The sequence below is a fragment of the Actinomadura sp. GTD37 genome (assembly GCF_041951365.1).
Classification (GTDB): Bacteria; Actinomycetota; Actinomycetes; order Streptosporangiales; family Streptosporangiaceae; genus Spirillospora.
Genome location: NZ_JBGNUS010000015.1, coordinates 81,047 through 105,428, shown reverse-complemented (window position 1 = coordinate 105,428; position 24,382 = coordinate 81,047). Strand labels below are relative to the sequence as shown.

General features: G+C 72.0%; 25 protein-coding genes and 1 rRNA gene. 12 read left to right on the top strand and 14 right to left on the bottom strand.

All coding sequences use genetic code 11. The annotated features are described in order from the left end of the window. A 5S ribosomal RNA gene (gene rrf / locus ACA511_RS39850) occupies window positions 1-116 on the top strand. A 307-nt stretch (window positions 117-423) separates the two neighbouring features. Here rrf and ACA511_RS39845 read toward each other — a convergent pair. Further along, entirely contained in the window at window positions 424-885 is a 462-nt protein-coding gene (locus ACA511_RS39845; RefSeq protein ID WP_375029940.1) for a tetratricopeptide repeat protein, read from the bottom strand. 434 nt (window positions 886-1,319) lie between these two features. On the opposite strand from ACA511_RS39845, the gene ACA511_RS39840 reads away from it, so the two are divergent. Then, the gene (locus tag ACA511_RS39840) at window positions 1,320-1,727 is read left to right on the top strand and encodes a hypothetical protein (RefSeq protein WP_375029939.1); all 408 of its coding nucleotides are present in this window, start codon (window positions 1,320-1,322) and stop codon (window positions 1,725-1,727) included. 141 nt (window positions 1,728-1,868) lie between these two features. Continuing rightward, entirely contained in the window at window positions 1,869-3,080 is a 1,212-nt protein-coding gene (locus ACA511_RS39835; RefSeq protein ID WP_375029938.1) for a lipase family protein, read from the top strand. An 89-nt stretch (window positions 3,081-3,169) separates the two neighbouring features. Here the strand turns inward: ACA511_RS39835 and ACA511_RS39830 are convergent, their stop codons facing one another. From ACA511_RS39830 to ACA511_RS39820, 3 genes are all read right to left on the bottom strand, one after another. After that, window positions 3,170-3,838, bottom strand: a complete 669-nt coding sequence (locus ACA511_RS39830) for an NADPH-dependent F420 reductase (RefSeq protein WP_375029937.1) — start codon at window positions 3,836-3,838, stop codon at window positions 3,170-3,172. Window positions 3,839-3,909: 71 nt separating this feature from the next. After that, window positions 3,910-4,845 carry an SDR family oxidoreductase gene (locus ACA511_RS39825; protein ID WP_375029936.1) on the bottom strand — a complete coding sequence of 312 codons (936 nt, stop codon included), beginning with the start codon at window positions 4,843-4,845 and terminating at the stop codon, window positions 3,910-3,912. 52 nt (window positions 4,846-4,897) lie between these two features. Next, the gene (locus ACA511_RS39820; RefSeq protein WP_375029935.1) at window positions 4,898-5,521 is read right to left on the bottom strand and encodes an NADPH-dependent F420 reductase; all 624 of its coding nucleotides are present in this window, start codon (window positions 5,519-5,521) and stop codon (window positions 4,898-4,900) included. A 149-nt stretch (window positions 5,522-5,670) separates the two neighbouring features. Between ACA511_RS39820 and ACA511_RS39815 the strand changes: the two genes are divergently transcribed. After that, window positions 5,671-6,564 (top strand): LysR family transcriptional regulator, encoded by an 894-nt coding sequence (locus ACA511_RS39815; RefSeq protein ID WP_375029934.1) that lies wholly within the window; start codon window positions 5,671-5,673, stop codon window positions 6,562-6,564. Between the two features lie 188 nt (window positions 6,565-6,752). Here ACA511_RS39815 and ACA511_RS39810 read toward each other — a convergent pair whose 3' ends face one another. Further along, window positions 6,753-7,133, bottom strand: coding sequence for a VOC family protein (locus tag ACA511_RS39810; protein ID WP_375029933.1), 381 nt, complete (start codon window positions 7,131-7,133; stop codon window positions 6,753-6,755). A 139-nt stretch (window positions 7,134-7,272) separates the two neighbouring features. After that, a complete protein-coding gene (locus tag ACA511_RS39805) occupies window positions 7,273-8,049 on the bottom strand; it encodes a class I SAM-dependent methyltransferase (protein WP_375029932.1) in 777 nt (258 codons plus the stop codon). A 332-nt stretch (window positions 8,050-8,381) separates the two neighbouring features. Between ACA511_RS39805 and ACA511_RS39800 the strand changes: the two genes are divergently transcribed. Next, window positions 8,382-9,257: a DUF6597 domain-containing transcriptional factor gene (locus ACA511_RS39800; RefSeq protein WP_375029931.1), complete on the top strand. Its 876-nt coding sequence runs from the start codon at window positions 8,382-8,384 to the stop codon at window positions 9,255-9,257. A gap of 142 nt (window positions 9,258-9,399) precedes the next feature. Here the strand turns inward: ACA511_RS39800 and ACA511_RS39795 are convergent, their stop codons facing one another. From ACA511_RS39795 to ACA511_RS39780, 4 genes are all read right to left on the bottom strand, one after another. After that, entirely contained in the window at window positions 9,400-10,356 is a 957-nt protein-coding gene (locus ACA511_RS39795) for a PHB depolymerase family esterase (RefSeq protein WP_375029930.1), read from the bottom strand. Between the two features lie 20 nt (window positions 10,357-10,376). Further along, window positions 10,377-10,637 carry a hypothetical protein gene (locus ACA511_RS39790; protein ID WP_375029929.1) on the bottom strand — a complete coding sequence of 87 codons (261 nt, stop codon included), beginning with the start codon at window positions 10,635-10,637 and terminating at the stop codon, window positions 10,377-10,379. Between the two features lie 140 nt (window positions 10,638-10,777). Continuing rightward, window positions 10,778-10,990 carry a DUF397 domain-containing protein gene (locus ACA511_RS39785; protein WP_375029928.1) on the bottom strand — a complete coding sequence of 71 codons (213 nt, stop codon included), beginning with the start codon at window positions 10,988-10,990 and terminating at the stop codon, window positions 10,778-10,780. Then, the gene (locus ACA511_RS39780; protein WP_375029927.1) at window positions 10,987-11,862 is read right to left on the bottom strand and encodes a helix-turn-helix domain-containing protein; all 876 of its coding nucleotides are present in this window, start codon (window positions 11,860-11,862) and stop codon (window positions 10,987-10,989) included. Before ACA511_RS39780 ends, ACA511_RS39785 begins: the two co-directional genes overlap by 4 nt. A gap of 212 nt (window positions 11,863-12,074) precedes the next feature. Between ACA511_RS39780 and ACA511_RS39775 the strand changes: the two genes are divergently transcribed. From ACA511_RS39775 to ACA511_RS39750, 6 genes are all read left to right on the top strand, one after another. Further along, window positions 12,075-12,476: an ATP-binding protein gene (locus ACA511_RS39775; protein WP_375029926.1), complete on the top strand. Its 402-nt coding sequence runs from the start codon at window positions 12,075-12,077 to the stop codon at window positions 12,474-12,476. 39 nt (window positions 12,477-12,515) lie between these two features. After that, a complete protein-coding gene (gene murA, locus ACA511_RS39770) occupies window positions 12,516-13,817 on the top strand; it encodes a UDP-N-acetylglucosamine 1-carboxyvinyltransferase (RefSeq protein ID WP_375029925.1) in 1,302 nt (433 codons plus the stop codon). A gap of 80 nt (window positions 13,818-13,897) precedes the next feature. Continuing rightward, window positions 13,898-14,056, top strand: coding sequence for a hypothetical protein (locus ACA511_RS39765; RefSeq protein ID WP_375029924.1), 159 nt, complete (start codon window positions 13,898-13,900; stop codon window positions 14,054-14,056). Between the two features lie 49 nt (window positions 14,057-14,105). After that, complete coding sequence (locus ACA511_RS39760) at window positions 14,106-14,969, top strand: hypothetical protein (protein WP_375029923.1); 864 nt, start codon at window positions 14,106-14,108, stop codon at window positions 14,967-14,969. 109 nt (window positions 14,970-15,078) lie between these two features. After that, entirely contained in the window at window positions 15,079-16,680 is a 1,602-nt protein-coding gene (locus tag ACA511_RS39755) for an acyl--CoA ligase family protein (protein ID WP_375029922.1), read from the top strand. A 107-nt stretch (window positions 16,681-16,787) separates the two neighbouring features. Beyond that, on the top strand, window positions 16,788-20,327 hold the full coding sequence (locus ACA511_RS39750; protein WP_375029921.1) for an aconitate hydratase: 3,540 nt from the start codon (window positions 16,788-16,790) through the stop codon (window positions 20,325-20,327). Here ACA511_RS39750 and ACA511_RS39745 read toward each other — a convergent pair. Next, complete coding sequence (locus ACA511_RS39745; RefSeq protein ID WP_375029920.1) at window positions 20,321-20,728, bottom strand: DUF2795 domain-containing protein; 408 nt, start codon at window positions 20,726-20,728, stop codon at window positions 20,321-20,323. The two genes, ACA511_RS39750 and ACA511_RS39745, sit on opposite strands and share 7 nt — an antisense overlap. A gap of 94 nt (window positions 20,729-20,822) precedes the next feature. After that, the gene (locus ACA511_RS39740; protein WP_375029919.1) at window positions 20,823-22,223 is read right to left on the bottom strand and encodes a cytochrome P450; all 1,401 of its coding nucleotides are present in this window, start codon (window positions 22,221-22,223) and stop codon (window positions 20,823-20,825) included. Between the two features lie 146 nt (window positions 22,224-22,369). Between ACA511_RS39740 and ACA511_RS39735 the strand changes: the two genes are divergently transcribed. After that, on the top strand, window positions 22,370-22,558 hold the full coding sequence (locus tag ACA511_RS39735; protein WP_375029918.1) for a DUF5302 domain-containing protein: 189 nt from the start codon (window positions 22,370-22,372) through the stop codon (window positions 22,556-22,558). A gap of 51 nt (window positions 22,559-22,609) precedes the next feature. Here ACA511_RS39735 and ACA511_RS39730 read toward each other — a convergent pair whose 3' ends face one another. Together ACA511_RS39730 and ACA511_RS39725 are read right to left on the bottom strand one after the other, a co-directional pair. Further along, window positions 22,610-23,248 carry a pyridoxamine 5'-phosphate oxidase family protein gene (locus ACA511_RS39730; RefSeq protein ID WP_375029917.1) on the bottom strand — a complete coding sequence of 213 codons (639 nt, stop codon included), beginning with the start codon at window positions 23,246-23,248 and terminating at the stop codon, window positions 22,610-22,612. A 69-nt stretch (window positions 23,249-23,317) separates the two neighbouring features. Beyond that, complete coding sequence (locus ACA511_RS39725) at window positions 23,318-24,355, bottom strand: MBL fold metallo-hydrolase (protein ID WP_375029916.1); 1,038 nt, start codon at window positions 24,353-24,355, stop codon at window positions 23,318-23,320. Window positions 24,356-24,382 lie beyond the last annotated feature (27 nt).

Below are 24,382 nucleotides of genomic sequence, written 5' to 3'. Positions count from 1 at the left end.
TCGGTGGTTTTGGCGAGGGGGAAACACCCGGTCCCATCCCGAACCCGGAAGTTAAGCCCTTCAGCGCCGATGGTACTGCATGGGAGACTGTGTGGGAGAGTAGGACACCGCCGGACTCATATTGCAGAAAGGGCCCCGCCGACACGGCGGGGCCCTTTCTCATTTAATGGCATTTACTTCGGGGGTGTCGGCGCGGGCTGGCCCGCGCTGGATGACATCGAAATGGACGAACGTCCCAGCGAGTTGATTAAGCTGGCTGGTATTCGGCCGTCATGCCGGTGGTGAGGACTGGGAGACAGTCGCTCATCGAGGGCGACTTCTTCGCGTTTGTGCGCTCTCGGTGGACGTGACCGAGGTGCGATCGCCAGGGATGGCGGTGGTGTTGTCGGTGCGCTGGCGATCGTCTGCGGAAGCGGGCTTGCTCTACTGCTCCATCAGAGTCTTCGCATAGTTGGCGAGGGAGCGGTTGTAGCGCGGCAGGTGGCGTGAGAGGGCCTGGAGCGCAAGGCCGGCGGCCTCTCGTTCGCGTCCGAGATCGGTGAGGGCGAGGGCCAGGAACGCGGTGACGGCGTCGTCGAGTTCGTCCGAAACGGTGTCGCGTTCGGCGGTCAGCAGGGCCATGCTCTCCTCCGCCTGTCCGAGATTGCGGAGAGTGCTCGCGAACTGGATCGTGGCCGGACGGCGGCGCTCCCCGTCCAAGCCGGCGGCGAACGCGCTCCTGTAGTGGGCGGCGGCCTTCGCCTCCTCGCCGATCGAGTCGTATGCCGAGCCCAGTTCGTACTCGGCGACCGGGTTACCGGCCGGCAGTTCCCCGGTCAGTTCTTTGACCTTGGCGAGGAAGCTTGCGGGCTCATGGTCGTCGAAGGCGGCCCAGAGATCGGCCATCCGCCGTTCCCAATCCGGGCCTGGAGCGATCATGTCCGAGAGGATACGGGGCAGAGAGCCTACGGGTCGGTGCAGCGCCGAGGACGCAACGCTCGTGCAACGTGCGGTGCGGCAGGATTGGTCCGCTCGACCTCGGTCGGGCGTATGGCCGCACCGGTGCCAACCCACACATTTGCACCGGTGCGGTCACCATCCGAGCGGACCCGTCGAGCTGTCGGCCTGACGGCCAGGTGCTGCGGCACCTCGGAGGGGCAGCGCTAGGCCGAAGAGATCGTCCGGACGCGGGCCGCTTCGTCCACGTCCGACGAGCGCTTCTGTTGCCTTTCCGCCTTCGCCGACGAGGACACCGTCGTCCAGTGGCCATGGCTCCGGGACGGGGCCGCGCTGCTGGCCGCTGCGCTGTGCGAGACCGGGCCGGACGTCAATGGCTGGGCGTGGCGGCGTCCTTCTACGTGTGTCGGTTCGCCGATGAGACCCTCATCCACCGGGCTGACGCGACGTTGGCCCTGGGCCGGGAGTTCACCGTTCCGGGCGACGTAGCGGCGGACGCGCTGGGCGAGTGGATGGAACTCGGTTCGCTGCCCATGCTGTTCGACATCAGGCCCGAGCAGCGGGAGCTGCTCGGGCCCGGCCGTACTGTTCACCTGCATGCGACCGACACTTCGGCCGAGTGGCTCATCGAGCTCGCCGGCGACGCGATCGCGTGGCGGCGCGCCCATGAGAAGGCCGTCGGCCGAGCTGCTGCTTGCTTGTTTGCCGGAGGCGTCCGGTCGGCGGGCTGGAGATCTTCGGTGACGCGCAGCTGCTGGGCTTTTTGCTGGGGCGCGTCCGTTCTCGGCTGATGGCGCGGACGGGCCGCGCCGTGGGATTGTCAGCGGAAGGCGATCCGGCCGCGGCGGGTTGTTGAGATCGCCGCATATCAACATGAGGCGCGACGAGTCACAGTCAGGGGGGTCCCCTGCCACCCACCCCCGGAGTGACCGATGAGACTCGCCGTGGTCCCGTCCCTGCTGGCGATCATCACTGCCGCCGCGCTGACCGCCGCCGCCCCCGCCTGGGCGGACGATCCGCCCGCCGGGTCGGTGCCGCCGGACCAGGACCCGTTCTACTCCGCGCCCGGCAACATCGGCACCTACGCTCCGGGCCAAGTCGTCGCGAGCCGTAAGATCACCCCGAAGGCCGGAGACCTGGCCGACACCGCCGACGCCTGGCAGATCTCCTACCGGACGAACGACTCGCACGACCGCGCCGAGCTGACGGTCACCACGCTTCTCGTCCCGAGGAAGGCGTGGACCGGCGGCGGCGGACGTCCCGCCGTGTCGGTGCAGGCGGCAGAGGACTCCACCGGGACGCAGTGCGCCCCGTCCTACGGGATCTCCTCGGGGTCCCTCGTCGCCGCGTCGTCCGTCCTGTTCGCCGCCCCGCTCCTCGACAAAGGCTGGGCTGTCGCCATGCCCGACTTCGAAGGGCCGAAATCGGTGTTCATGGCGGGGCCGCAGGCAGGCCACGCCGTCCTCGACGGCATCCGCGCGGTGAAGAACTTCGGCACGGGCGGAGTCGGAACCGGCGACCAGTGGGCGCTGAACGGCTACTCCGGCGGCGCCCAGGCCACCGGATGGGCCGCGGAACTCCAGCCGTCCTACGCGCCCGACGTGAAACTCGCGGGTGTCACCATGGGCGGCACCCCCGCCGACCCGGGTGCGGTGGCCCGATCCCTGGACGGCGGCCTCTTCTCCGGATTCGAAGCGGCCGCCACCGTCAGCCTCGACACCGAGTTCCCGGAAGCGGGCATCCAGAATCTGCTCAACGACAAGGGACGGCAGGCGATGGCGGACGCGCGCAACAAATGCGTGACCGACCTGCTGACCGGGTTCCCGTTCAAGAAGCTCGCCGATTACAGCACCGTCCCCGATCCGCTGTCGGTGCCGTCGGTGGCGGCGATGCTGAAGAAGAACACCATGGGCTCGGACGCGCCCGCCGCACCGGTCTTCAACTACCACGCGAACACCGACGAGATCGTGCCCGTCGGGCAGGCGGACGCCCTCGTCAAGGCATGGTGCTCGAAGGGCGCGACCGTTCAGACCGTCCGGGACGCCATCGGCGAGCACGCGCTGGAGGCCGTCGTCCGCAACAACGACGTGGTGACCTTCCTGTCCGACCGCTTCGCCGGCAAGCCCGCCGCCACCACCTGCTGACCCGAGGGCGGAGGCGCCGGAGCCCGCGACCGCGTGACGGGCAGGGCAGCGAGATTCCGGGGCCTGCCGCGGGCCGCGTCGACTTGCGGTTACCGGGTTGCGGTGGCCAGTGCTGCGCGGATGGCGTGCTCGTCGACCGGCTCGCCCTTCTCGTTCGAGAACGGCCCGTACGGGGTCCCCCAGACCGGCGTGCCCGTCGCCTGCCGCCAACTGTCGGCCAGCGGCCCCGCGTCCACGACGCTGTAGCCGAGGGATTCGATGAATTCGGTCACCGCCGTCTTCGCGTGCGCGGAGTCCCCGGCGATCGGCAGGTACGAGCGGTCGGCCGCTCCCGCCGGGCGGGCGAGTGACAGCAGGTGCTTGTAGAAGATGTTGTTGAACGCTTTCACGACCAAGGCGTCCGGGATGTATCGCAGCAGCAGTTCGCTCGAAGTGAGCGACGTGCCGTCGAGTTCGGGGATGTGCCCGTCGCGTTCCGGGCCGTAGTTGCAGGTGTCGATGACCGTCTTCCCTACCAGTGGCTTGGCGGGCAGGTCGGGGAACGCCTTGACCGGCACCGAGACCACGACGATGTCACCGGCCGCGGCGGCCTCCCCGCTCGTCGCCGCGGACGCCCGGGGCCCCAATTCCGCGACCGTGTCCGCGAGCGTTTCGGGACCGCGCGAGTTGCTGAGCACGACCTGGTGCCCGGCCTCGATGGCGAGCCGCGCGATGGTACTGCCGATGTGTCCGCTTCCGATGAATCCCACAGTCGTCATATTCTCCGCGTCCTTCAGAAGAGCCGTATCTTTGTTATTTGCCGGACTCGTGGCGAGGGGGACCCTCGCTGTCAGCCTGTGGGGAAGTAATGGCCGTTGTCCAAATCGGCGAGCAAGCCGGGCTGGGCGGGTTCCCAGCCGAGGGTCCGGCGGGTGATGAGATTGGACGCAGGGTAGCTCTGCGTGACGATGTTCGCGAGGAACCCGAAGTAGCCCGGCACCATCAGTACGTCCGCGGGAACGCTCATGGCGGGCAGGCCCAGACGGCTGCCGATGGCCTCGGCGATCTCGCGGAGCGGGATGGCGCCGTCCCCGACCGCGTGCCAGTATCTGCCGGCCGGTCCCTTCTCCAGCGCCAAGCGGAACAGGGAGGCGACATCGCGAGCGTGCACGGCGTTCCACACGTTCGCGCCGTCTCCGGGGTAGCCGACGAAGCCCTTCTCCTTCGCGAGCGCGATCAGCTGCACGAGGAAGCCGGCGCGATCGGTCGTGCTGTGCGCGATGTTGGCGATCCGCACGACCGAGGATCGCACTCCGCGCTCGGCGAGGCGGACTACGGCGGTTTCCACGTCGTTGCGGATGCGCAGGGTGCCCTTGTGCTCGTCGCCGCCGGGAAGGGCCGGGTCCTCCTCGGTGGCCGGCCGGCCCAGGTTCCCGGTCGAGCCGATGCTCCCCGCCGCGACCAGCGGCTTTCCGGTTCCCGCGAGTGCCTCGCCGTACGCGAGCATGATCGGGAGTTCTGCGGCGGCCACGGCGTCGATCCCGCCGGACGGAAGCAGTTCCTGCCTCTGCGCGACGTGGATGACGCCGTCGGAATCGGCGGCCGCCTCCGTGAGTCCGTCGAGATCCTCGAGGTCGCCGCGACGCACCTTCGCGCCGAGCGCGGACAGCGTCGCCGCGGCCGTGTCCGACCGGGCCAGGCCGGTGACCTCGTGCCCGGCGGCGACGAGCTCGGGAACGATGTACGAACCGGAATGGCCGGTTCCGCCGGCGACGAAAACGCGCACGCTACTGCTCCTTGTCAATGATGTGGTGCGAGAAGTGGTGGCTCGGGTGCGCTCAGCTGGGAATGCTGACGCCGAGGGCGATGTCGAAGGTCCCCGCGCCGTTGCGGGCCAGGCCCATCAGCAGCGGCCCGACCCCTTCCAGCCAGCGGGCCATCTCCAGGCCGCCGACGTCGAGCGGGCGCAGCCCGAGGCTCTCGATGAACGCCGACACGTCGGCCTTGGCCCGCGCGTCGTCTCCGGCGAAGAACACGTCCAACGGACGCCCCTGGGCCAGCACGTGACCGAAGACCGTGTTGAACGCCTTCACCACGTGCGCACTCTCCGGGACTGCTTTGGCGATCTCCTGCGCACCGGACGTGCCTTCAGGGGTGACGACCCCGGTGGCGTCGGCGTTGAACGTGTTGGAGATGTCGATGATGAACTTGCCGGCCAGCGCGTCCCCGTACTGGGCGACGACCGGCACGGCGCCGGCGTATGGCACGGCCAAGACGACGATGTCGCCAACCGGGACGGCGCCGAATGTCCCGACCGTGGCCCCGCCGCCGAGCGTCGCGGCCAGGTCCTTCGCCTTGGCCGCGTCGCGGCCGATGATCTCGACGGCGTTGCCGCCGGCGACCGCGCGTGCGGCTATGGCGTGGGCCATGCCGCCCAGGCCGATAATGCTGACGCTACTCATTGGTCTGCCTTCTTTCTGGAACTGAATAAGACGCTGTGCCTGGTGCCAACCGGTTGTGCCCCTTGTGCCATTCCCGTGGGTGGGTCGGTATCCGATACCTCTTTCAGCCGCTGCGATACCCTGGAGGCATCGCCGGACCGGGAGGCTTCATGGATCTGGACCTGCGCAAGGTGCGCTATTTCGTCGCCGTCGCCGACAGGCTGCACTTCGGCCGCGCCGCCGACGAGCTGCACATCGCGCAGCCGGTGCTCAGCCGGCAGATCCGCGCGCTGGAAAAGGATCTCGGCACCCCGCTGCTGACAAGGGACAGCCACGGCGTGGCGCTGACCGACGCCGGCAGGCAGTTGCTGGCCGACGCCGGCCCACTGCTGGCCTCCGCGGACGCGGTCCGCCGCCGGGTGGCCGTGGCCGCGCGCGGCGGCCGGCGGCTGGCGGTCGGCTTCCGGACCGGCATCCCGGTCATCCCGGCGGCCCGGGCGTTCGAGGCCCGGCATCCGGACGTGGTCGTGGACGTGCAGCGGATCGAATGGGACGACCAGGCCCCGATGCTGCTCGACGGCCGCATCGACGTCGGCTATGTGCGGCTGCCCATCGACGAGACCGGCCTGCGCGTGATCCCGCTGTACACCGAGCCGCTCATGGTGGTGCTGCCCGCGGGCCACCGGCTGGCCGGCAAGGAGGAGGTCACCGAGGTCGACCTGGCCGGTGAGCCGCTGGTCTGGCATGCCGGTCCGAGCACACAGCCCACCAGGCGCCCGCATCCCGACTCCGGGGTCCGCGTGCGCGGCGTGGAGGAAAAACTCGAGCACGTCGCGGCCGGCCGAGGCATCTCGTTCGTGGGACGCTCGGAGACGCTGTTCTACTCACGTCCGGACATCAGCTACGTGCCCATCCCCGAACTCGCGCCCGACCAGGTGTGCCTCGCGATGGCGGCATCGCGCACCTCGCCGCTGGCCGAAGACTTCTTCGCCGCGGCGCAGTCGACGGCCGAGATCACGTCGGAATGCGGCAACCACGAGACCTATTCAGACGATCGCGTATAAGCGTAGAGCGATGGCGGAGACGTACTGGACACCGTTCGTGCTCGGCTTGTTGCGGTTGTTTCGGGACGTATAGGCGTCTAGAAACCGCCTCGTCCCCGGCCGTGATATCGCATTGGCCCCACGCGGATTGCCGGATGCCATGGTGCTCGCGCGAGGTCGTCGGGGGAGCAGGTGTCGGCGGCCCAGCCCTACGCGGGTTCGTCCCGGAGGGCGGCCGTCCTGGCGTCGGCGAGGCAGAAGGGGTGGCCGGCCGGGTCGATGAAGACGCGGAATCGGTGGCCGCCTGGCTGGTGCTCCGCGAGTTCGGCGCCGGCGCGCAGAACGCGTTGCTCCGCCGCGTCCAGGTCGTCGACGCTGAAGTCGAGGTGGACCCTGCGCGGTGCGGCCGGGTCGGGCCATCGGGCGGGACGCGGGTTGGCGACGCGCTGAAAGTCGAGCCGGACGCCGCCCCCGATCGTCAGGGCCGTGAAATCGTCATTGCCGGAATAGCGGTCGCCACCGAGGAACTGCTGGTAGAAGCGAGCCAGGCTGGTGGGGTCGGGGCAGTCGATGGTCACTGCGAACAGCATCACGGGAGAACCCTTCGAAGCTCGGTGAGACGCTCTTGGCACTGGCCCATGATGCGCGCACACCGCTGCGCCGCCTCCACGCGATTGCCCCGGCGGCAGGGCGTGGCGGTTGGCCACCGCGTTGCGGCGGGTTTCTCGGTCAGGGGGCTCGTTCCGCTAGATAGCAGCGGAAGAGGAGGCCCATGCGCACGGTTCCGTCGGCGCGTGTCCGCGGCGCGAAGAAGGACCGCAGTGCCGATTCGACGGTCGCGCGGCCGGAGTGCCGGACCGCCGCGGTGACCGGTCCGGCCGGCAACTGGGCGGCGACCGCCTCGTCCTCGTCCTCGAAGACGACGTCGAAGGTGATGTCGGCCGTCGCCACGGATGCGTAACCGGCTTCGAGCAGCGCGCCGCGGGTCGCGTCCGCGTCGGCGAGGTCGAGGGCGCCGAGGTCGGGCACGTGGCCGCGCGGGGCGAGCGGGTTGATCAGCGCCGCGCTCTCGGCCTGTTCGGGACCGGCGCCCACCGTCACGACCGCCCGGCCGGAGGGAGCGGTGACGCGCGCCATCTCGGCGAGCGCACGGCGCGGGTCGGCGGCGTAGAGCGCGGAGTTGAACGCGGTGACGACGTCGAAGGCGGCGTCCTCGAACGGCATCCGCGCGAGGTCGCCGGTGATGTAGCGCGCTGCCGGACGGCGGCGGCGCGCGTACTCGATGAGTCCCGGGGCCGCGTCCAGCCCGGTGACGTCCGCGCCGCCCTGGGCGGCCAGCTCGGCGAACAGGCCCGCTCCGCAGCCCGCGTCGAGGAGCCGCGTCCCGGGGAGAAGACGAAGGCGCCCGAGCACGCGCTCGTACAGCGGACGGATGCGGCCCTCCGCGACCTCGGCCCAAGCCCGCGGATCACTGCTCCAGAGCTCGCCTTGAACGGACGCGCTCACCGGTCGTCCCCCGTTCGCTGGACTCGCGTGTCGATGTCGTGGTGCCGGGGTGCTGGACGGGACGCGGGGTTGCAGGCATCGATCACGGACTCGTCGTCCCGGCGGTGCGGGAGAGCGGTCGGCGGCGCCTGACCGGACCTGCGTGCGTCGAAGCCGACCGTACTGATGGCCGGTATGGAGTACTGCCGTGTGGCGAGTGCTGATGGCCCCGTCGGGTACGGGGGCGGGTTGCTGAACATGGCTGAACCGTAGGGCCGGGCCCGCCGCGCGTTCTTGAACAAACCGGGCGTCCTTCTCGCGGTGGGCCACCGGGGGCGGGCACACTGGGGCGCGTGACCGGCGAAGCGTTCTCCGCGCCTGCCGCCAGTGGGCAGAGCCATGTCGAGCGTGCGCCCGTCCCGGCGCTGCGCGGGCTCGTGTCCTCGGTCTGGGTGCAGCAGGTCGGCGGCGATGCCGCGCCGTACGTTCACCGGCGCATCCCCAACGGCGCCGCCGAACTCGTCTGCAGGGTCGGATCGGCGCCGCAGGTGATCGGCCCGCTCACCGAGCCGCTGGTCGAGGTGCTCGCGCCGGGGACCACCGTGGTCGGCGTGCGCTTCTTGCCGGGCGCCTTCCCGGTGATCGCGGGGCGGTCGGCGGCGGAGATGGCAGGGCTCGTCCTCGACGCCGACGAACTGTGGGGCCGCTCGGCCGCGGCGCTCGGCGATGTGGTCGCCGCGGCGGCCTCGCCCGGAGAGGCGCTCGCCGCCGTGCAGTTCCACGTGCGCGAGCGCGCCGGAACGCCCCCTGATCGGCTCGTGTCCGAGGCGGTGCGCGGCCTCATGCCGTGGCGGACGTCCGATGTGATGTCGCTGAGCGCGTCCCTGCACATCTCCGAGACGCAGTTGCGGCGCCGCTGCCGGACGGCGGTGGGGCTCGCGCCGAAGGTGCTGCACCGGATCCTGCGCTTCCAGGGTTTTCTCGCGCTCGTCCAGCAGGCGATCGCCCAGGGCCGCGCGCCGACGGCCGTCGGGCTCGCGCTGCTCGCCCGCCGCGTGGGCTACGCCGACCAGCCGCACCTCACGCGCGAGTGCGTCCGGCTCACCGGCGTCCCGCCGCGGGCGCTCCTCGCCGAGACGCACCGGACCTGCGCGAACGGGCACGACCACTCGGCATCGTTCGCGCCCGTCCTGCGCGCCGAGCCTGAGGGACGCCGTCCCCAGGGATAGCACGGCGCGGACGGACCCGCCCTTATGGTGCCTGTCCGTGCCGAGGCTCGCAGGACCGACCAGTTCGATGCCCGTCCGGTGCTGGGAGAAGGGCCTTGCCCGTCGACTCTCCCGGCAGGCAAGGCCCCATCAGACCTTCAGGTCAGCACTTCACCCAGTAACCGGGATCGGTCTCCTTGATGGTGCTGGTGGTGTAGAGGTTCCACAGCCCCAGGTTCTGGTCGGAGCCGTTGGCGTAGGCGTAACCCATGGACTGGTGCGCTCGTCCGGCGGTGGTGTGCGCGTAGTTGGACGCGGTCACACACGCCGGAGTCGGGGTCGGTGTGGGCGTGGGTGTGGTCGGCGGCGGCGTGCTGGTGCCGCCGCTCATGGCCTTGGCCATGTTGACGACGGCCGTCATCTGCGGGCCGGTCTTGAGCGGGTACTGGGCGGACTGGTAGCCCCACCAGTCCCAGCAGCCGCGCGGGTTGCTCAGCCCGGACGCGGTGGCCTGCGGGTACAGGACGATCATGCCGTTGGTGTCGGCGTACTCGTTCAGATACGCCTTGTCCATGAAGGTGTCGCCGATGTTGCCGTAGTACTGGTAGCAACCGTGCAGCGCGACCATCAGCTTGCAGGACGACTGCTCGCAGGATTGCGGGACGTAGGCGAACCCTTCGTTGCCCATGCTGACGGAGGTGGCGTTCCCACCGGGGACGTAGTCGTTCTGGTCGAACTGGATCAGCCGCCCGGTCAGGGACGAGGCGGCGGGCCGCACCGTCCCGAACAGGTGGGTCAGCATGTCGCCGACGGGGTCGCCGCCGCAGTTGTTGATCCAGGGCGACTGGGTGACCGAGCAGGAGCCGGGGCCGATCGGGCTGACCCAGGCATGCCCGGCCGCCGAGTCGTGGTCGTAGACGACGTCGGCGCCCAGGTCGCGGTAGTAGGTGGCCAGGTCGTCGTTGACGTCCTCGGCGACGGTGGTGTCGGACGTGCCGTGGTACAGCCACACCGGGTCGCCGGACAGGTTCGCGACCGGGTCGACGGTGCCTGCCGAGGCGCGGTCGCGAGTCAGCTGTTCGAGCTGGGCCGGTGTTTTGCGGGGCAGGTAGGTCGCCATACAGGCGTTGAGCGCGGTGCTCAGGCTGTTCTGCGCGCAGTCGTAGGCGCCTGCGGAGAAGATGCCGGTTCCTGGAACAGCGACGAGTAGGCGACATGGAGTTGGTTGGCCATGAAGCCGCCGGACGACACCCCGCTGACGTAGGTGGAGCTGATGTCGTACTTGGCGAGCGGGGCGGTGGTCGGCGGCGGGACGGCGGCGTGGACGACGGACAGGGAGGTCGTTGCCAGGGCTGCGGCCGCGACGGCGGCCCAGATCCCTTGCCTGATCCTCAGGCGCATGGGGGCTCCCAGGGGTGGGGTGGGTGCCGCCATCGTCGGAATCTCTCGCGCCGCCCACCAGAGCGCGCGAAAACACAATCCCGTAGATCAACATGGCGACGAGCGCCACGCGCGCCGAGCCGCTGGCCGTCTGATCAGCCTCAGCGGACCGTGCCCCGCTTGATGCGGGCGAGGAAGGTCGTCCACTCGTCGGAAGTGAAGTGGAGCGCGGGGCCGTCCGGATCCTTGGAGTCGCGGGCGGCGATGGTTGAGGCGTTCGTAGCCGCGACCTCGACGCACATCGTGTCGTTCTCACCGCTCGTGCTGTAGCTGCTCTTGCGCCAGCACGGAGAGTGGCGAACTTTTGCGGTCATGGCCGTCCTTCCTTTAGCGGGGGCTGCAGGTCGGCCGCCAATCGCCTGATCAGCGCTGCGGTCGCGTCGCCGTCGAGCGCGATCGAACGAAGGGCCTCGAACTCCACGATATAACGCTGGACGATCCGGGCGTCGTCGGCGAAAAGGCCTCCGGAAGCCTGGTCGGTGTGGACGATGTCACCTCCCAGAGTCGGGGCGAAGACAACGGTGAAGCTGCTGCCCGCAGGGTGCGCCCCGGCGCTGAACGGAAGGATGCGCAGATCAATGTGAGCCAGCTCCGCCATCGTCGCGAGGTGGTGCAGTTGCTCTGCCATCACTGCCGGGCCGCCGACCATTTGCCGTAGGGCGCCCTCCAACATGATCGCGTTGAAGGCGGGCGGATCCGGGCGATGCAGGATTTCCTGCCGCCGCATCCGGATCTTGGTCGCCCGCTGGATCCTGTGGCTGGGAAGTCGGGTTGCATTCGCAGCGAAGAGCGCGGCCGCGTAATGACTCGTCTGTAGCAACCCAGGTATGAACAGGGACTCGAAGGTCCGGATGGAAGTTGTCTCGTTCTCCAGGCTGATGACGTCTTTCAGTGCCGCCATGTCCTTGCCGTAGTTCTGCCACCAGGCGTGCTTGCTGGAGGCCCGTGTGAGGGCGAGCAGGGCGGCGCGGCGGGTGGGGTCGGTGATGCCGTAGGCGTCCAGGATGGGCGGTAGGTCGCGTTCGGGGAGTTTGACCTGGCCTTTCTCGATGCGGCTGATCGAGGAGACGGAGCGTCTGAGGAGTTCGTGGGCCTTCTGCAAAGTGAGGTTCTGTTCGAGTCGGATGTGGCGCAGTTCGAGCCCGAGGCGCACGGTGCGCACGTCCGGGGGCGGTTCACCAGGCATTGGTTCTCTCCCTCCGTGGCCGTCCGATTTCATTCTGTATTGATCGGCCGGCGGGCGGGGGTGAACGTCAAGATCGGAAAATTCCCGGGCGGGGAATTCCCGTTGTCGGGGGATCGGAGGGCTTGATCGGGCTCGTTTATCCATGCTGGCGCTGGCCGCTTCACGGAGCGTGATGCGGCGAATTCGCGAAGTGTCGGACATGGGAGGACGAGATGGCGGCCATGGTGGTGCTCGGGGCGCTGACGGTGGATCGGGACGCGTCGTCCGTGGCGTTGCTGCGCCGGTACGTGGACGGGGCCCTGGAGTTGGAAGGGATCGATGCGGAGGACGTGCGGCTGATCACGAGTGAGCTGGGCACGAACGCGGTCGCGCACGGGGCGGGGGAGCGGATCACCCTGCTGCTGACCGGGAACGACGCGTACGTCCGGGTGGAGGTCGGTGATGGCGGGGGAGGGGAGCCGGCGGTCCGGGAGGCCGGGTCCGGGGAGGAGTGCGGGCGCGGGCTGATGATCGTCGAGGCGGTGGCGGAGCGGTGGGGCGTGCGGCGCGGGGAGGCGGAGACCTGCGTCTGGGCGGAGGTCGTCCGCAGGGAGCGGATGCCTGGGTTGCGGTGAATTCGGAAGGTGGTCGGCGGGACGCCGTAGGCTGCTCGGGTGACTGAGAAGCTTTGGCAGATCGAGCCGTCGGGGCCGCTGCGCGGGGACGTCACCGTGCGGGGAGCGAAGAACGCGGTCAGCAAGCACATGGTCGCGGCGATGCTGGGGGACGGGCCGAGCACCATCGGCAACGCGCCGGACGTCGGCGAGGTCGGCATCACGGCGGGGATGCTGGAACACGTCGGGACGACCGTGGAGCGGTCCGGCGGCGAGGTGACGGTCGTGCCGGGCCCGGTGGCGGACCCGAGCGTCGGCAAGGCGTTCACCGGGCTGAACCGCATCCCCATCCTGATGCTGGGGCCGCTGCTGCACCTCGCGGGCGAGGCGTTCGTGCCGCTGGTCGGGGGCGACCCGATCGGCCGGCGGCCCGTCGACTTCCACGTGGACGCCCTGCGGGCCTTCGGGGCCGAGATGACCTATGCGGCCGACGGGATCCACGCGCGGGCGTCGCGGCTGGTGGGCGCGCGCATCGAGCTGCCGTACCCGAGCGTCGGCGCGACGGAGACCGTCCTGCTGGCGGCCGTGCGGGCCCAGGGCAAGACCGTCATCCGGAACGCGGCGACGGAGCCGGAGATCATCGAGCTGGCGCTGTTCCTGCAGCGGATGGGGGCGCGCATCTCGTTCGCCCCCGACCGGCGGATCGTGGTGGAGGGCGTCGAGCGGCTGAGCGGCGCGCAGACGCGGCTGGACGGCGACCGCATCGAGGCGTTCTCCTACCTGGTGGCGGGGCTCGTCACCGGGGGAGAGGTGCGGGTGCACGGGTGCCCGCAGGACCGGCTCGTCACCGCGATCACGACGCTGACCCGGATGGGCGCCGAGTTCGAGATCACCGACGACTGGATCATGGCGTCGGCGCCGGGCGGGCTGCGTCCGGCGGCGGTCCAGACCGACACCCACCCGGGGTTCGCGACGGACTGGCAGACGCCCCTCATGGTCCTCTTCACGCAGGCCGAGGGCATGTCGGTGCTGCACGAGACCGTGTACGAGAACCGGCTCGCGTACGTGCCGGCGCTGCAGAGCATGGGCGCGGAGATCGAGGTCTACGACACCTGCCTGGGCGGCCCGGCCTGCCGGTACCACGACACGGCGGCGCTGCACTCGGCGGTCGTGCGCGGCGTGAGCAAGCTCCGGGGCGGGGACGTGACCATGCCCGACATCCGGGCCGGGTTCTCGGCGGTCCTGGCGGCGGCGGTCGCGGAAGGGCCGTCCACGCTCAGGGGCGTGCACCACATCGAGCGCGGCTACCACCGCCCGGTGGAGCAGTTCCGCGCGCTGGGCCTCGCGCTGCGGGCGGGCTGACCGGCGTCCGCGGCGGTCCGCGCCCCGACGAGTTCGACATCACCCGCGCGCCCGCACGGCACCTGGCGTTCGGGCACGGCGTGCACGCCTGCCCGGGTGCGCAGCTCGCCCGCGAGCAGGTCCGCGCCACGCTGGAGGTCCTCTCCCGGGAGCTGCCGGGGCTGCGGCTCGAAGGGCCGGTGGAGATGCTGCCGAGCCTGATCCACCGGTCGCCCGCGGAGCTGTTCCTTACCTGGTGATGGCCGAAACCTGCAAGACGGGCGCGGAGCCGGCGGCCAGGCTGGAGCCATGGACCTCACCAAGGCATCGGACTTCATGGCCACGCACGCGCGGCCGCTCGACCGGCGGCGCTTCGAACTGCTGACCGGCGGCGGCGACCGCGACGCGCTCCTCGCCGCCCTCAACGCCCACCGGAACCCCGACGGCGGCTACGGCCACGGCCTCGAACCCGATCTGCGGTCGCGGACGAGCCAGCCGGGCCCCGCGCTGCACGCGTTCGAGGTCTTCGAGGAGCTGGCCCCCGCCACGGCCCCGGAGGCCGCCGCGCTCTGCGACTGGCTGGAGTCGGTGACGCTGCCGGACGGCGGCCTGCCGTTCGGGCTGCACGTCCCCGACCCCGCCGGGTGCGCGCCGTTCTGGGCCGGCGCCGACCCGGAGACGTCGTCGCTGCAGATCACCGCGGTCGTCGCGGCGATGGCGCAGCGCGTTGCCGTCCACGACAAGGCGGTCGCCGGGCACCCCTGGCTCGACCGTGCCACCCGCTACTGCCTCGACGCCCTGCGCGCGAAGGACGATCTGCACGCCTTGGAGTTGGCGTTCGCGTTGTGGCTGGCCGACGCCGTCCACGACACCGAGGCGATCGCGCTGCTCGGCGAGCACATCCCGGAGAGCGGCCTCGTCCACGTCCAGGGCGGGCTGGAGGACGAGATGATGCGGCCGCTCGATTTCGCGCCCTACCCGGGGCGTCCGGCGAGGGCGCTGTTCAAGGAGGAGGCCGTGCGCGCCGAGCTGCGCCGTCTCGAAGACCAGCAGCAGGACGACGGCGGATGGCGCGTCGACTTCGCCTCCTACTCGCCCGCCGCGGAACTGGAATGGCGCGGCTACGCGACCGTGAAGGCCGTGTCCATCCTGACCCGCAACGCGGAAGGCTGACGGGCCCGGCAAAGGTCGCGGCACGCCCCGCGGCCGGCTCCCCGCCGCGGGGGCGGGTGCGTGGGATCCTTGACCCGCAGGCCACAACCGACGGCACCGGAGGCTCCCGATGGACAACGGCCCGGGCTACACGGCGCTCACCCCGCTCGCGTTCCTCGGCAGGTCGGCGGAGGTGTTCCCCGGCAAGACCGCCTACGTCCACGGGGACCGCCGCGCCACGTACGCCGAGTTCGCGGCCGAGGCGACGCGGCTGGCGCACGCGCTGAGGGCGTCCGGGATCGAGCCCGGGGACCGCGTCGCCTACCTGGCGCCGAACGTGCCCGAGCTGCTCGCGGCCCACTTCGCCGTGCCGCTGGCCGGGGCCGTCCTCGTCGCGATCAACACGCGGCTCGCGCCGGCGGAGATCCGCTACATCCTCGACCATTCCGGCGCGAAGGCGCTGGTCGTGGACGCGGCCCTGCACCCGTCCGTCGCGCCGATCGCCGACACCCTTCCCCAGGTCGTCACGGTCCCGGCGGCGGGCGTGGACGGCGACCCGGCGGTCGGCGGCATCTCCTACGGCGAACTCCTGGCGCGCGGCTCGGACGACCCGCTGCCCTGGGGCGTCCAGGACGAGAACGCCGCCATCTCGATCAACTACACGTCCGGCACCACGGGACGTCCCAAGGGCGTCGTCTACACGCACCGCGGCGCCTACCTGAACGCGCTCGGCGAGGTCGTGCACTCGCGGCACACCCCCGCCAGCGTCTACCTGTGGACGCTGCCGATGTTCCACTGCAACGGCTGGTGCACGCCGTGGGCGCTCGCCGCGATCGGCGGGACGCAGGTGTGCCTGCGCGCCGTCGCCGCCGCGGAGATCTGGCGGCTCATCGACACCGAGGGCGTCACGCACCTCAACGGCGCGCCGACCGTGCTGGTGACGATCGCGAACGCGGCGGAGGCGCATCCGCTGGAGCACCCGCTGACGGTGACGACGGCGGGCGCGCCGCCCAGCCCGACGGTCATCGGGCAGATGGAGCGGCTCGGCGCGGGCATCGTGCACGTCTACGGGCTGACCGAGACGTACGGGCCGTACTCGGTGTGCGAGCCGCAGCCCGGCTGGCCGGAGCTGGCAGCCGGCGACCGCGCCCGGCTGCTGGCCCGGCAGGGCGTCGGCATGATCCAGACGGACGGGCTCCGCGTCGTCGACGACGACATGGCCGACGTCCCGGCCGACGGGGAGACGCTCGGCGAGATCGTCATGCGCGGCAACAACGTGATGAAGGGCTACCACCGGGACGAGGAGGCCACCGCGAAGGCGTTCCGGGGCGGCTGGTTCCACTCCGGCGACCTCGGCGTCCGCCACCCGGACGGCTACGTCGAGCTGCGCGACCGGTCCAAGGACATCATCATCTCCGGCGGAGAGAACATCTCGACGGTCGAGGTCGAGCGGGCCATCGACTCGCATCCCGCCGTCCTGGAGGTCGCCGTCGTCGCGGTGCCGGACGACGAGTGGGGCGAGCGCCCCAAGGCGTTCGTCGTGCTCCGCGACGGGCACGCCGTCACCGGGACGGAACTGGTCGAGCACGTCCGGACGAGCCTCGCCCGGTACAAGGCGCCCGACTCGGTGGAGTTCGTGACCGAGCTGCCGAAGACGTCCACCGGGAAGATCCAGAAGTTCCAGCTCCGCGAGCGGGAGTGGGCCGGGCGGGAGCGCCGCGTCCAGGGCTGAAACCCCCGCCGCATCGGGCCTCCCGGCCGCGTGAGGACGCGCGCTTCCGGGGAAGTGTTCCCTGGGCGGGGGCCGGGCCGCCGGCCGCCGGTCGAGAGGGGAGCGTGATGGCGCCCACCGGGAGGCCCACCGGGAACGTGCTGATCGTGGGGGCGGGCCCGACGGGGCTCCTGCTGGCGGGAGACCTCGCCGCGGCGGGCATCGGCTGCACGGTGCTGGAACGCCGCGCCGCGGAGACGACCGACCTGACGCGGGCGTTCGCCGTGCACGCCCGCACGCTGGAGATGCTGGACGCGCGCGGCCTCGCCGCCGAACTGGTCGCGACGGGCGAGCGGGTCGGCGCGCTGCGGCTGCTCGGCTCGGCGTCCCTCGACCTCTCCCGGCTGCCCGGCCGGTTCCCGTTCGTCCTCGTCACGCCGCAGTACGAGACGGAGCGCGTGCTGCGGGAGCGGGCGCTCGCGGCCGGCGCGGAGATCGTGCACGGCGCCGAGGCCGTCGGGCTCCGCCAGGACGCCGCGGGCGTGGACGTCGACGTCCGGACGGCCTCCGGCGAGACCGTGACGCGCCGCGCGTCCTACGTGGTGGGCGCGGACGGGGTCCGCAGCACCGTCCGGCGGGAGCTCGGGCTGCCGTTCCCCGGCAAGGCGGCGGTGCGGTCGGTGATGCTCGCGGACGTCCGGCTGGACGAGGCGCCCGCCGACGTCCTGACCGTCGGCGCGGCCGGCGACGCGTTCGCGTTCGTCGCGCCGTTCGGCGACGGCTGGTACCGGGTGATCGCCTGGAACCGCCGGCACCAGGCGCCCGACTCCGAACCCGTCGACCTGGCCGAGCTGCGGGACGTGGTCCGCCGCGCGCTCGGCACCGACCACGGCCTGCGCGACCCCCGCTGGACGTCCCGGTTCCACAGCGACGAGCGGCAGGTCCCCCGGTACCGGACGGGCCGGGTGTTCCTCGCCGGGGACGCCGCGCACGTCCACTCCCCGGCGGGCGGGCAGGGCATGAACACCGGCATTCAGGACGCGGCGAACCTCGGCTGGAAACTGGCCGCCGAGCTGTGGGGCTGGGCGCCGTCGTGGCTGCTCGACAGCTACCACGAGGAGCGGCATCCGGTCGGGCGGCAGGTGCTGCGCGGCAGCGGCGCGCTGCTGCGGTTCGCGCTCGCCGAGCCGCGCTGGCTGCGCGCGGCGCGCGGCGCCGCGGCGTGGGCGGCGACGCGCGTCCGGCCGGTCGCGCGGCGGGCGGCGGGGGCCGTCTCCGGCATCGGCATCGCCTACCCGGCGCCGCGCGGATCGCACCGGCTGGCCGGGCGGCGCGCCCCGGACGTCCCGCTCTCGGGCGCCCCGGGCCGGCTGTCGGAACTGCTCGGTGACGGGATGTTCGTGCTGGTCGTCGCGGCGAACGACCCGGCCGTCAGCTACCTGGCGAGCAAGCGGTGGCCGGGCCGGGTGCACTGCGCCGTGGCCGGCGGCGCGACCCGCACGACCGCGCTGGTGCGCCCGGACGGCTACATCGCGTGGGCCACGGACGAGACCGCTCCGGACCGGCGCGCCGCCGAGATCCGCGACGCACTGAACCACTGGTGCGGGCAGGCCGCCGACCGGGCCGCCCACGAGCCGCGCCGGACCGGTCCCGGGGCACGGCGGCCCCGGGCACGGCCCGCAGGGGAGGAGCTGACCATGGCCGGCGGCACGGAGGGACGGAACGTCGCCCGCAAGCTGATCGCGTCTCATCTGGTGAGCGGCGAGACGACGCCCGGCGCCGAGATCGGGATCCGCGTCGACCAGACCCTCACCCAGGACGCGACCGGCACGATGGTGATGCTGGAGCTGGAGGCGCTCGACCTGGACCGCGTCCGGACGGACGTGTCCGTCCAGTACGTCGACCACAACCTCCTCCAGGCCGACGAGCGCAACATGGCCGACCACATCTTCCTGCGGTCCGCCGCCCGCCGGTACGGGCTCTGGTACTCCAAGCCCGGAAACGGCGTGTCGCACCCGACGCACATGCAGCGGTTCGGCGTGCCGGGCGCCACGATGGCCGGCTCCGACTCGCACACGTGCGCGGCCGGGTCGCTCGGCATGCTCGCGATCGGCGTCGGCGGGCTGGAGGTCGCGATGGCGATGGCGGGGGAGCCGCTGCACGTGACGATGCCGGAGATCTGGGGCGTCCGGCTGACGGGCGAAACGCCGCCGTGGGTGAGCGCCAAGGACGTGATCCTGGAGATGCTGCGGCGGCACGGGGTGCGCGGCGGCGTCAACCGGATCATCGAGTACCACGGCCCCGGGCTGGCCTCGCTCACCGCGATGGACCGGCACGTCATCGCCAACATGGGCGCCGAGCTGGGCGCGACGACGACGGTGTTCCCCTCCGACGAGCGGGTCCTGGAGTTCCTGCGCGCGGAGGGGCGCGAGGACGACTTCACCGAGATCACCGCCGACCCCGGCGCGTCCTACGACGTCACCGAGGAGATCGACCTTTCCGAGCTGGTGCCGCTCATCGCCCGCCCGGGCTCGCCCGGCGACGTCGTCCCGGTGCGGGACGTCGCGGGGGAGGAGGTCCACCAGGTCGTCGTCGGGTCGTCGGCGAACCCGGGGCTGCGCGACTTCGCGTCCGTCGCGGCGATCGTGCGGGGACGGCAGGCGCACCCGCGGGTGTCGCTGGACGTGAACCCGACGTCCCGGCAGATCCTCGTCGACCTCACCCGGATGGGCGCTACGACCGACCTCGTGCAGGCCGGCGCCCGCATCCACCAGACGGGCTGCATGGGCTGCATCGGCATGGGGCAGGCGCCCGCGATCGGCCGCAACAGCCTGCGGACCGTCCCCCGCAACTTCCCCGGACGCTCCGGCACCAAGGACGACCTGGTCTGGCTGTGCTCGCCCGAGACGGCCGCGGCCGCCGCCCTCACCGGCCGGATCACCGACCCGCGCGACCTCGGCATGGCGGCGCCGGCCGTCCGGCTCCCCGAGAGGTCCAGCGTCAACACCGCGATGCTCGAAGCGCCGCCGCCCGCGGACGAGGCGCGCCGCGTCGGCCTGGACAAGGCCCCCAGCATCGGCGTCCTGCCCGAGCTGGACCCGCTCCCGGACGAGTTCGAGATCCCCGTCGCCATCAAGGTCGGCGACGACGTGTCCACCGACGAGATCCTCCAGGCGGGCGCGCGGGCCCTGCCGTTCCGCAGCGACATCGCGAGGCTGGCCGACTTCGCCTTCGTCCGGCTCGACGAGGGCTACCCGGAACGGGCCAGGGAGGCCGGGCCGCACGCCGTCGTCGGCGGCCGCAACTACGGGCAGGGCTCGTCCCGCGAGCACGCCGCGATCGCGCCGCGGTACCTCGGGCTGCGGCTCGTCCTGGCCCGCGGCTACGCGCGGATCCACTGGCAGAACCTCGTCAACTTCGGGATCCTGCCCCTCGAATTCGCCGACGGGGCCGACTACGACCGCGTCCGGCAGGGCGACGTCCTGCGTGTCGCGAACGTCCGGGACGCGTTGCGGGCCGGGAACGGGATCGACGTCCGCAACACCACCAGGGACGAGACGTACCGGGCGCGGCACCGGCTGTCGGGACGCCAGCGGGACCTGGTCGCCGCCGGCGGCCAGATCCCGCTGCTCCGCGAACGCCGGGCCGGCCGGCGCGCCGGTCAGTAGCGGCGCTCCTCCCGGCCGTAGCCGAGCTCCTCGGCGACGTCCGCGACGTTCTCGTACTCGCGCTTCGGCAGCGTCCGCAGCTGCTCGACGGCGTCGTCGGGGGCGCCGCCCTCGGCGGCGTGCCGGATCAGCTCGTTCGGCCGGGCCGGGTAGCGGGCCCCGGCCAGCATCCGGGCGAGGGCGCTGCGGCCCTCGACGCCCTGCGCGCTCATCCCGGGGGGCGAGCCCTCGCGGTCCCCGGCGACCGCCCGCGTCGGGTCGTCGGGGGCGTCGTCGGAGAACGGCTCGGGCTCCTTGAACTCCTCGGCGTGCGTGGAATGGCCGCCGCTGACCATGCCGTGGGTCTCCCGGGCGATCTCGTCGTCGGCCTTCGGCCCGTGCTTGCCGCTCATCTCTGGCATCGTTCGTCCTCCCTGCGCGCCTCCCGGGGGAACGTTCCCGGGCCGCCGGGTCCAAACATGCGGCCGATCTTGCGGAGGCCGCCGCCCGGCGGGCCTACGACAGCCGCATCAGGCGCAGGACGCGCCGCGCCAGCGTGTTCGCCCCGCCCTCGTCCGCCGCCTTCTCCGCGGGCGCCGCCGCGGCCTCGGCGGGCGCGGCGGGCCGCGGCTCCGGCGGGTCCCCGGCGAGCTCGTAGTTGACCGGCAGCGACCGCAGCCCCCGCATCAGCGGGGACGAGCGCCACGGCAGCTGGTCGGCGGGCAGCGCGAGCCGCAGCGCGGAGAACCGGTCGAACAGCCGCTCCACCGCGATCGTCGTGATCGTGGTGGCGAGGTCGCGGCCGAGGCAGGCGTGCGGCCCCGCGCTCCAGGCCAGGTGGGCGCGGGAGCTGTAGATGGAGTCCGGCGTGGTGGACGCGGTGAACGCCGGGTCCAGGTGCGCGGCGGCGGGCGACACCATGACCGCGTCGCCGGCCGCGATCTGGAACCGGCCGAGGCGGACGTCGGACTTGGCCCACCGGAACGACAGGTTGGCCATCGGCGGGTTCGCGGCCGACGCCCGGTTGATCGCCTCCTGGATCATCCCGGCGGACATGCTGTCGCGGGCCCCCGTCGCGCCGATCAGCACCTCGGTGATGGTGTTGCAGATCAGGTTCCCCGTCACGTCGCCGACGAGGCCCGTCATCATCGCCATCTCCTTGGTCAGCTCGTCGGCGGTCAGGTCCGGGACCGCGGCCAGCATGTAGGACGGCAGGTCGGCGCCGGGGGAGGCCGCCCGCGCGGCGCACACGTCGGCGACCCTGGCGGTCAGCCGCTCCGCGGCCTCCTTCGCCTCCGGGCCGGCGTCCATGACCCGCCACAGGTCGATGATCAGCTCGTCGTCGCCGTCCGCGCCGGTGCCGAGCAGCCGCCCGATCACCATCAGCGGCAGCGGCCGCGCGTACTGGGCGGACAGGTCGGCCAGGCCGGCCGGGCCGCCGTTCTCCGACAGCACCGTGATCAGCTCGTCGGCGTGCCGGCGGACGGCCTGCTCCAGCGCCTTGGCCTCCGGCCGGGTGCGGTCCTGGAAGGGGCGCAGGCCCTCGCTCCAGGCGCTGCGCAGCCGGGTGGAGTCGGCGCCGTCGCGGAACGCCGAGTTGCCGGACTCCACCACGGGCAGCATCGGCCAGTCCGCCGGGACCGCGCCGTCCCGGTACCGGTGCCAGCTCTCGACCCGCCTGCTCCAGACGCCGCGCGTGTCGCGCAGGATGTCGAGCGTCTGCGCGTAGCCGATGACGAGCCATGCCGGGACGCCGAGGACGTCCACCGGCGCGACGGGACCGTACTCCTCGCGGAGCTTCTCGTAGAAGACCGCGGGGCGGGACTCGTAGTCGCGGTTCAGCAGAGGGTGGACGGCGAGCGCGTCCAGCGGGGGGTGTGCGGGGGCGGGGTCTGCCTGCGGCGTCTGGGGCTCCACGTGCACAAACTTTAGGAGAGATCGTTCTCCACTGGCGTGGTTTGCGGTGGAATCGCCCTAGATGATCTTCCGGGCGGGCCCGGATGGCCGACCACTCCGGCGGTATGTGAGGCTGGAGGTTGCCCCTAAGAGAGCTGGAGGTCCGCATGGCCGACTCGTCAGGAGAACCCGCCGACGGTGAGGACGAGGTGAAGCGCAGGTTCCGGGAGGCCCTGGAGCGCAAGCGCGGAGCCGCGGGCAAGAACGCCGGCTCGACCGGCAGGAGCGGCTCGAAGGTGCGCGGCAAGCACGACCGCGCCGACCACCAGCGCCAGTTCCGCCGCAAGAGCGGCTGACCCGCCCGCCGACCCCCGCGCCCACCGCGCGGGGGTCCACCCGACCGCCGTTCAGGCGCCGTACAGCTTCTTGGAGTAGTTGCCCTCGGAGTAGTGCCGCTCCAGCTGCTTCAGGTCCTCCTCGGTGTACTGGACGTCCTTCACGATCCGGGCGTGCGACGGGAGCGCCTCCGGGTCCCAGGTCTCGGGCTTCCAGATCTTCGACCGCATCAGCGCCTTCGCGCAGTGGAAGAAGATCTGCTCGACGTCCACGACCAGGGCGAGGGCCGGGCGGTTGCCCTGCACGACCATCTCGTCGAAGAACGGCGCGTCCCGCAGCAGCGTGGCCCGGCCGTTGACGCGCAGGGTCTCGCCCCGGCCGGGGATCAGGAAGATCAGCCCGACCCGCGGGTTGCTCAGCACGTTCATGAACCCGTCGGCGCGGCGGTTGCCCGGACGGTCCGGGATGGCGATCGTCGTGTCGTCGATGACGTGCACGAACCCGGGCGGGTCGCCCTTGGGGGAGACGTCGCAGTTGCCGTCCGCGTCACTGGTGGAGATCAGGCAGAACGGTGTGCGGGCGAGCCACGCCCGGTCCCAGGCGTGCAGCGTCACGCGCTCCTTGTCGATCGCCCGCCGCATCGGCGCGCCGAGCAGCGCGCGCAGCTCCTCCGGGGACGTGATCGCAGTGGACTCGGGGGCGAGCGTCATCGCCGCTCCTTCCGCCGGGGAAACGGAAGATCAGCGTAACCCGGCGGTATCCGGGCGGGGGAGGGCGGGTCAGCGCCGCGGCGCGTAGCGGCGGACGCCGTTCTCCTCGTGGGCGTCCAGGACGTCCCGGTCGGCGAGGACGTCGAGGTGCGCCTCGATCTCCAGGACGGCCAGCATCCGGCTGAACGCGTCGAGGTCGGCGAGACTGCGCCGGCGGCGCGTCCACGGCATGGCCTCGGCCACCTCGAACGCCGTGCCGAGCCCCGCCCGGACCTGCGCGGCGGCGGCGTCGAGCCGCTCGGCGTGGTGCTCCAGCAGCTCGTCGATCCGGGTGTGCGTGCTCGGCCGCACCGGGCCGTGCGCGGGGAGCAGCAGCGCGTCCGGCATGCCGCGGACCAGCCGCAGCGACTCCAGGTAGCTGCGCAGCGGCCGCCGCTCCGGCTCGGTCTCCAGCCCGATGGACGGCGTGATGTGCGGCAGGATGTGGTCGCCCGCGAACAGCAGCCCGGCGGCGGCGTCCCGCATGACGATGTGGCCGCGGGTGTGGCCGGGCGTGGCGAGCACGTCCAGGTCCCGTCCGGTGAGGGCGACGCGCTCGCCGTCGTCGAGCCAGGCGTCCGGCAGCGTGTGCGGGACGTCCTCCTCGGAACGGTCCACCGGCATGCCGGCGATCTCGTCGGCGAGCGCGGCGGCGCCGCAGCGGCGGAGCATCTCGACCTGCCGGGGATGCAGGCCGCGGCTGACGTCGAACGCCTCGATGGACGCCCGCTCGCCGCGGCCGATCCGCACCCGCGTCCCGAACGACTCGCGCAGCGCGAGCGCCTGCGAGTAGTGGTCCCAGTGCGCGTGGGTGACGAGGAACTGCGCCACGTCGGCCAGCCCGTGGCCGAGCGAGCGGAGGGCCTCCTCCATCGACGCGCGCGTGTCGGGCATCGCCCAGCCGGAGTCGATGACGACCAGGCCGTCGGCGTCCTCGACGACGTACACGTTGACGGCGTGCAGCGACGGGATCGGCAGCGCCAGGGGAATCCGGTGGACCCCGGGCGCCACCGGATGGGCGCCCGGTTCGGTCCAGTCAGTCGGCTGCTCCACGACCGGTGCCGTCACCGCGCGCCTCCCTGATGCTCGAATCAC